Genomic DNA, 2,641 nt, shown 5'->3' on the forward strand with positions numbered 1-2,641 from the left:
TCACACCATTTATCATTTTTTTTATTAACTGTTCCTGGTAATCTTAAAACTTTTGAATGAGTTGAAACTTTTGTATCTGCTCCAATCATTTTTGTTAAAGGTCTTAAAACTCTTATAACTTTTTCAGTTGAAATTCTTTCATCAAGAATATAGTAAACATGATATCCATTTCCACTGGAAACAATATAACTAGGTTTTACTTTAAATATTTTTATTTTTTCCCTTACCTCATCAAGAGTCATATAATCAAAATCAAACCATAGAGTTTTTACATCTTCACAATTAATATTTTCTCCAGAAGTTTTCCCTTTAGAATTTTTTCTTTGACCTCTACTAGAAACTCCAAAATAACAATGCTTTTCTAAATTAGGTTTATATAATGCTACTAACTCATCTAAAGAACTATAGAAAAAGTTTACACTAGCTGCATCTGTAATCTCCCTAATCTCTATAAGAAAATTATTATCTAGATTGTCAAATAGATTCTCTAAAAACTCCCTAGTTGTAAATTCCATGTATCCTCCCTAAGAATAATATAATAATAAATCTTGTATATACTTCTGTATTACTTTTTTCACAAAATTTTCAAACTAACCCAATAAATTCAAGGGTTCAACTTCAAAAAACCGTATTACTTTTTTCACATTTATTTTTTTCATAAATTCCAACTATTTTTGATGAAGTTGTTTCTACAACCAATCATGTTAGAATCCATTTTTTAGCCATATTTAAACCAATCTTAATATTTGGTGATGAAGTTATAACTTAATATAACCAACCACCTTAAAATGGATTTTATAAAGCCTATTTACTTTTTATTTTTTTGTGATATAATCTTATTAAATTAAATTTTATAAATTTATTTGTAGAGATCCAGTTCCAGCTGGGTCTTTTTTATTTAAAGCTATTACAGCTTTATCTAAAGCATTACTTCTTTCTGTCAATCTAACTTCAGATTCATTTAAATATACTTTTGCTTCCATTCTATTTTTATCATCCAACTCCTCATAATAAAGTGTATCCTCTATATATTTCTCTGTAAACTTGCCAAGTTCATTTATAAGGCTTTTAAAATCTTCATCTTTAAACTTATTAGCATAATTTTTTAATTGCTTTATATAGCTTCTTACACCCTTTATATAATTTTCTCTTACCTCATCATCCATTGAATCTATATTTTCAGCTATTCTGTGATGATTTTTTCCTGTTAAAACTACACAATGCATATCCATACTCACTGCTAATAGTTCTCCTGGTAAGCTCCTTATTTTTCCTCCTTTATTAGTACCCATTTTGTTTCCTCCCCATTTATACTTTATTTTAGAGATTTTAAACCTCTATTGAAACCACCAATACTATCTGGGGGATGATATTAAACTTCTACGGGGGTAAGTTAGAAGTTTAAATTGATGATTTCAATGGAGGCGATGATCCGAATGATCATCTGTAAGTGAAAGCTTAGAATATAAAAATTCAAATTTTTAAATTCTTATATTCTAACACCTGGTACACTACTTCCAGATGCTAAAAACTAAAGAAAATATTGATAAAATTAAAGCTAAATATGAATTTAAGTTACTTCTTTCAATCTGTGCTTTAGTATAATAAGCTCTTGATATATCTATAGCTTTTTCATACTCTAATCTATCTATACGACTTTTTAATTTTCTTAAGTTTACATCTGGATAACCTATTTTAATTATTTGACCTTTTTTTACAATTCTTAAAAAACTATTTACTTTAAAATTATTCCGCTTTTTCATCAAGTATTGCTCTCCTTTTATTTATAATTGCTTTTTTTATTGACTCTGCTGTTATTATATTTTTATTTTTTCCATCAATTTTTTTATTCTCGATTAAGTCTTCAACTTTTATCATAAAATCTCCTTAAAAAATTTTTATAGCATTGATACAAGTGTGACATTTTAATTTATAATTTATTTATCAAGTGTTTTTAATATTGTATTTATTTTAGATATAAGCTCTATATCATTATTAGCAATCTTTCTATAAAATGTTCGCCTATTTATATTTAATTGCTCTGATAACCAAGTAATCGTCTTGTTATTCTCTAGTAATTTCTTTCTAATTTTTATTAAAATAGACATATTACCTCCTTATCACAAATGTGACAATTTAAGTTTAAAACATTTTTGCACTTTTGTCAACTTAATTTAAAAGTTACTTTGTCACACTTGTGCAAAACATGATAAAATTTGTTAGGAGGTTTTATGGAAAATATAGAAAAAGCTGTTGAATTTTTAAAAGAAAAAAGAAAAGAAAAAAAGTTAACACAAGGTCAACTTTCATATAAAAGTGGAGTAAGCTCTTCCATACTATCTAAAATTGAAGCTGGAACTAGGAAACCTTCTTTAAAAACAGTATTCTCTATAGCTAAAGCTTTGGGAATCAATAAATTTGAAATTCTAAGAATTTTAGATTTGATTGAAGAAGATGATTTTAATATGGAAATTTCTTCTTTTTTAAAAGAAAAATTAGAGGATCATCTTGAAACTATTTCCCAAGACACATCTTCTACTATACCTGTTTATGCCTCAGCTAGTGCTGGATGCGGAAGGGTAGCTGATGCTGAACCTGTTGCCTTTGTTAATGTTCCTTTCAAAGAGTATGATTGTATAGG

At 26.5% G+C, this 2,641-nt stretch carries 6 protein-coding genes; 1 reads left to right on the top strand and 5 read right to left on the bottom strand.

Annotated elements, in window-relative coordinates; genetic code table 11:
* The 5 genes from Q0W06_RS19560 to Q0W06_RS19580 form a co-directional block, all read right to left on the bottom strand.
* The coding region (locus Q0W06_RS19560; protein WP_297639853.1) for a DNA-primase RepB domain-containing protein at positions 1-515 on the bottom strand (515 nt) is incomplete at its 3' end.
* Positions 516-851: 336 nt separating this feature from the next.
* Positions 852-1,292 carry a hypothetical protein gene (locus Q0W06_RS19565; RefSeq protein WP_297639856.1) on the bottom strand — a complete coding sequence of 147 codons (441 nt, stop codon included), beginning with the start codon at positions 1,290-1,292 and terminating at the stop codon, positions 852-854.
* A 219-nt stretch (positions 1,293-1,511) separates the two neighbouring features.
* Positions 1,512-1,766: a hypothetical protein gene (locus tag Q0W06_RS19570; protein ID WP_297639859.1), complete on the bottom strand. Its 255-nt coding sequence runs from the start codon at positions 1,764-1,766 to the stop codon at positions 1,512-1,514.
* Positions 1,747-1,878 (bottom strand): hypothetical protein, encoded by a 132-nt coding sequence (locus tag Q0W06_RS19575; protein ID WP_297639862.1) that lies wholly within the window; start codon positions 1,876-1,878, stop codon positions 1,747-1,749. The genes Q0W06_RS19570 and Q0W06_RS19575 overlap by 20 nt, the downstream gene beginning before the upstream one ends.
* 59 nt (positions 1,879-1,937) lie before the next feature.
* Positions 1,938-2,108, bottom strand: a complete 171-nt coding sequence (locus Q0W06_RS19580; protein WP_297639864.1) for a hypothetical protein — start codon at positions 2,106-2,108, stop codon at positions 1,938-1,940.
* A gap of 123 nt (positions 2,109-2,231) precedes the next feature.
* Here Q0W06_RS19580 and Q0W06_RS19585 point away from each other — a divergent pair.
* Positions 2,232-2,641 (top strand): helix-turn-helix transcriptional regulator (locus Q0W06_RS19585; RefSeq protein WP_297639867.1); only part of this gene is annotated, 410 nt, incomplete at its 3' end.

The sequence above is a fragment of the uncultured Clostridium sp. genome, assembly GCF_947072515.1.
Classification (GTDB): Bacteria; Bacillota; Clostridia; order Clostridiales; family Clostridiaceae; genus Clostridium.